Origin of the sequence: Streptomyces sp. MZ04 (assembly GCF_004684775.1) — a bacterium.
Lineage (GTDB): Bacteria > Actinomycetota > Actinomycetes > Streptomycetales > Streptomycetaceae > Streptomyces.
The window spans coordinates 1-4,048 of the sequence record NZ_SRIC01000458.1 but is presented as its reverse complement, the minus strand read 5'-3'; the positions used below and the strand labels follow the sequence as shown (position 1 = coordinate 4,048).

The window sequence follows — 4,048 nt, the reverse complement described above, 5'->3', positions numbered from 1 at the left end:
GCGCCGGGGGCGGTGAGGGGGCTCGGTGCCGTGTTGCGGCTTGTGGCGGAGGGGCGCTGATCGACCCGAGCGTCTCCGGGGCACACCCCGGTGACCTGCGCATGGGCGTTGTCGGGTGCACGTCCAGCGATTGCTAGCCTGCGGTGCGCACAAACGACCCCAGGAGGCCTCCGTGTCACCCGACCGCCCCACGATCGCGCTGGTCACCAGCAGCACCCAGCTGGAGACCGGCATCGACCGTGATCTCCCCGAGCTCGCGCGCTCGCTCGGAGAAGCGGGGGCTGACGTGGCCACCGTGACCTGGGACGACCCCCGGGTCGACTGGGAGCGGTTCGATCTCGTCGTCATCCGGTCCACCTGGGACTACAGCTGGCGCGGCGCCGAGTTCCTGGCCTGGGCGGGGCGCGTCGCGCGGCTCACCGTCCTCGCCAACCCGGCGTCCGTGGTGCGGTGGAACACCGACAAGCGGTACCTGGGGGAACTGGCGGACGCGGGCGTCCCCGTCGTGCCCACCCGCTATCTGCGGGCCGGTGACCCGGTCGAGTTCCCGGACAGTGGCGGCGAGTTCGTCGTCAAGCCCACGTCGGGGGCGGGCGCGCGCCTCGCGGCCCGCTACGGGGCGGGCGAGCGGGAGGTCGCCTGGCGGCACGTCGCGAAGATGCACGAGGACGGGTTCACCGCGATCGTGCAGCCGTACATGCCCCGCATAGACGAGACCGGCGAGCGCGCCCTCGTCTTCGTCGGCGGGCGGTTCCTGCACGCCGTCCAGAAGGGAGCGGTCCTTGCGCCGGGGGCGGCGTACGACGACGAGAAGATGCCGCACCCCGATCTGCGGGCGTGGGAGCCGACAGAGGCCGAACTCGCCGTTGCCGAGCGGGCGTTGGCGGCGATTCCCGGTGCGCCCGAGCTGCTCTACGCCCGCGTGGACCTCGTCGACGGGGAGAACGGGGAGCCCTGCGTCATGGAGCTTGAACTCGTCGAGCCGAATCTTTTCCTGTTCCTGCACCAGGGCTCGCTGGCAGTGGTGACGGAGGAGATTCTTACCGCCGCGAGTTAATCGGTGGACGTGGTGTGTGCGGCGTGATTAGCGTGCCGCCATGTCCAGCCCTGAGTCCGACAGACCTTAGCCACCGGCCCGGCATGTCCGGTGGCCAGCAGTTCTGTCGATGTCGCCCGCCCACTGCGGGTGCGTCGTGGCTAGTGACGCAGTTCCTCGCGCCCCTACGGGGCGCCCCCTTTGCGGAGTACCTTCATGCCCTTTGCCATCTACATGCTCGGCCTTGCCGTCTTCGCGCAAGGCACCTCCGAGTTCATGCTCTCCGGTCTCGGCCCGGACATCGCCGCCGATCTGAACGTGTCCCTCTCCACCGCGGGCACCCTCACCTCCGCCTTCGCCGTGGGGATGGTCGTCGGCGCCCCGCTGATGGCCGTCCTCAGCCGCCGCTGGCCGCGCCGGAACGCGCTGCTCGGCTTTCTCGTGACCTTTCTGCTCGTCCATGTCGTCGGGGCGCTGACCAGTAGCTTCGCGGTGCTGCTCGCGACCCGTGTCGTCGGGGCGCTCGCCAACGCGGGATTCCTCGCCGTGGCGCTCGTCGCCGCCACCGGCATGGTCGGGCCGAACGCCAAGGGGCGGGCCACCTCCGCCCTGCTCGGCGGGGTCACCATCGCGTGCGTCGCGGGTGTGCCCGGAGGTGCGCTGCTCGGGCAGTACTGGGGGTGGCGGTCGGCGTTCTGGGCGGTGGCGCTGGTCTCCGTGCCCGCCGTCGTCGCCATCCTCCGGTCCGTGCCGGCCGGCGACCCCGACACCGCCGGGACCGGCACGCGCGGGGAACTGCGGTCGCTGCGCGGCCCGCGGCTCCTTGTGACGCTGCTCCTGGGGGCGCTGGTGAACGGCGCCACCTTCTGTACGTTCACCTATCTCGCGCCGCTCGTCACCGACGTCACCGGTTTCGAGGAGGGGTGGGTGCCCGTGCTGCTCGCGCTGTTCGGCGTGGGGTCGTTCGTCGGGGTCACCGTCGCCGGGCGGTTCGCGGATGTGCGGCCCGTCCCGTTCCTCGTCTGCGGCGCGTCAGCGCTGCTCGCCGGATGGGTGGTCCTCGCGCTGAGCGCGGGGAACCCGGTGGCCGCCGTCGCGCTCGTCCTCGTCCAGGGCGCGCTGTCCTTCGGCGTCGGCTCGGCGCTGATCACCCAGGTGCTGTACGCCGCGACCGGCGCCCCCACGCTGGCAGGTGGCTTCGCCACGGCCGCGCTCAACGTGGGCGCGGCCGTCGGACCGGTGGGCGGCGGGCTCGCCCTCGGCGCGGGGCTCGGCTACCGCTCGCCGCTGTGGGTCAGCGCGCTGCTCGTGGCGCTCGCCCTCATGGTGGGCGCGATCGCGCTCCGAAGGCGTCAGGCGCCGTCCGGGAACGACACCCGCTGGAGCAGCCCCCAGGTGAACTCCGCGACGCAGCGCCGGGGTTGACCCGAGCCATCGGGAGCGGTGAGGACGAGCCGCCACCGCGTGGGCGCCGTGCCCTCCATCGGGCGGGCCGGGGCGAACGCGCGGGCGGCCTCGTCGACCGTGCACGACCAGGGGGTGAGGTCGTCCAGTGTGTGGAGTTCGGGTCCGGGGGTGCCCGGCGTGCGGACCAGCCACTCGTTCCACGCGGCGCCGTTCGGTGCGAGCAGCACCTCGAAGCGCAGGGTGGGCCAGAGCGGCACCGGCCACAGCAGGGCCTCGCACTCCAGGTCGCCGATGCGGCGGGGCACGGTCAGGGCCGGTGGGCCGAGGACCGAGCGGTAGCGGGAGGCCGAACCCCGTGCGCGAGGGGAACGGGTCATCGCCTGCCAGCGGCGGTTGGCCTCGCGCATGTCCGCGATGGAGACGCCCAGTTGGTGGCGGGCCTCCTCCACCAGGTCCGGGTTGTGGTCGGCCATGCGGCGCAACAGGACCAGCTGGAAGTCGAGCGGCGTGAACGGGCCGGGCTTCGGTGAGGAGGCGGAGGCGGAGCTAGCGGACATGGGCTCCATGGTCGCGCACCGCGGCGGCTCCCGGGCGGCGTCCACCGGGAAGGAAGAGCACCGAGTTGACGTACCGGGGGTGCCGGGGCGTGAGGGCTCTGCGCAACAGGCCCTGCGACACGACGTACGCCGTGTCGTGCTGGTGCGCCTCCAGGTCGAAGCCTTCCAGCGGCAGCCAGGTGTCGTACGGAAGGACCCAGCCCTGGTAGCCGTGGTGCCGGGTGAGCAGGTCGACGATCGGGGTGATCGGCTGGATACGGGACTCCAGTTCGATGAAGAGCGCCGGGCGGTCGCGGGTGAGCAGATCGTGCGCGCCGCGCAGGACCTGGAGCTCGTTGCCGTCCACGTCGATCTTGATGAAGTCGACGTCGCGCAGGCCAAGGCCGTCCAGCGTCAGGCACGGCACGTCGACGGCCTTCGCGTGGATGTCCCTGCGGATGAGCGAGGAGACACCACGGTCGCCCCGGTCGCCGCGCGGCAGCCAGAGGCGCGCCGTGCCGGGACGGTCGGTGGCCGCGGCCTGGATCACCCGGACGTTGTCGGGCGTGGAGTCCTCGAGCAGCCTGGCCAGATGCGGCACCGGCTCCACGGTCACCACGCGGCGCGCACGGGACGCCAGGCGCCGCGACCACGGGCCGTACCAGCCGCCGACGTCGACCGCCGTGGAGCAGCCGGGCGGGCAGAGGTCGCCGAGGCGGGCGAGCTCCGGTTCGAAGCGGGGGTAGACGAGGCGGGCCAAGGCGCCGACGATCCGGGCGGGCAGGTGCGGGGCGAGGCGGGCGGCGACGGTCTTGTGGGGCCCCGTCGCGGTCTTGTCGGGCCCCGTCACGGCGAGATCCGCTTCAGGAGCTGCTCGTGCTCGTCCTCCGATATCTGCTCGCCCGATGAGGGGAGGAGCTGCGGTATGCCGTCGATGATCGGGTAGCGGCGGCGCAGCCGCGGGTTGTAGAGGACCTCCTCCGGCACGAGGGGTTCCTCGGGCTCGAGGAGGTGCAGCGGGCCCTTGTCCTGTCTCTTATACACCTCTCCGAGCCCACGAGACGCTCAT

Annotated in this window: 5 protein-coding genes; 2 read left to right on the top strand and 3 right to left on the bottom strand. The window is 72.4% G+C overall.

The features are described 5' to 3' along the window. The first annotated feature begins 193 nt into the window (after positions 1–193). Together E2651_RS41730 and E2651_RS41725 are read left to right on the top strand one after the other, a co-directional pair. Positions 194–1,057, top strand: a complete 864-nt coding sequence (locus tag E2651_RS41730) for a hypothetical protein (protein ID WP_135336482.1) — start codon at positions 194–196, stop codon at positions 1,055–1,057. Positions 1,058–1,252: 195 nt separating this feature from the next. Continuing rightward, a complete protein-coding gene (locus tag E2651_RS41725) occupies positions 1,253–2,461 on the top strand; it encodes a Cmx/CmrA family chloramphenicol efflux MFS transporter (protein ID WP_135336481.1) in 1,209 nt (402 codons plus the stop codon). On the opposite strand, the gene E2651_RS41720 is transcribed toward E2651_RS41725, so the two are convergent. Genes E2651_RS41720 through E2651_RS41710 form a run of 3 tightly spaced genes read right to left on the bottom strand, consistent with a single transcriptional unit; the run spans position 2,389 to position 4,023 of the window. Further along, positions 2,389–3,009 carry a hypothetical protein gene (locus E2651_RS41720; RefSeq protein ID WP_135336480.1) on the bottom strand — a complete coding sequence of 207 codons (621 nt, stop codon included), beginning with the start codon at positions 3,007–3,009 and terminating at the stop codon, positions 2,389–2,391. The two genes, E2651_RS41725 and E2651_RS41720, sit on opposite strands and share 73 nt — an antisense overlap. Further along, complete coding sequence (locus E2651_RS41715) at positions 2,990–3,829, bottom strand: FkbM family methyltransferase (RefSeq protein WP_135336479.1); 840 nt, start codon at positions 3,827–3,829, stop codon at positions 2,990–2,992. The genes E2651_RS41720 and E2651_RS41715 overlap by 20 nt, the downstream gene beginning before the upstream one ends. Next, positions 3,826–4,023 carry a Trm112 family protein gene (locus E2651_RS41710; RefSeq protein WP_135336478.1) on the bottom strand — a complete coding sequence of 66 codons (198 nt, stop codon included), beginning with the start codon at positions 4,021–4,023 and terminating at the stop codon, positions 3,826–3,828. The genes E2651_RS41715 and E2651_RS41710 overlap by 4 nt, the downstream gene beginning before the upstream one ends. Positions 4,024–4,048 lie beyond the last annotated feature (25 nt).

Coding starts and splice junctions, on each gene's coding strand:
- E2651_RS41725 (WP_135336481.1), top strand. CDS start 1,253: ATGCCCTTTGCCATCTACATGCTCGGCCTTGCCGTCTTCGCGCAAGGC.
- E2651_RS41720 (WP_135336480.1), bottom strand. CDS start 3,009: ATGGAGCCCATGTCCGCTAGCTCCGCCTCCGCCTCCTCACCGAAGCCC.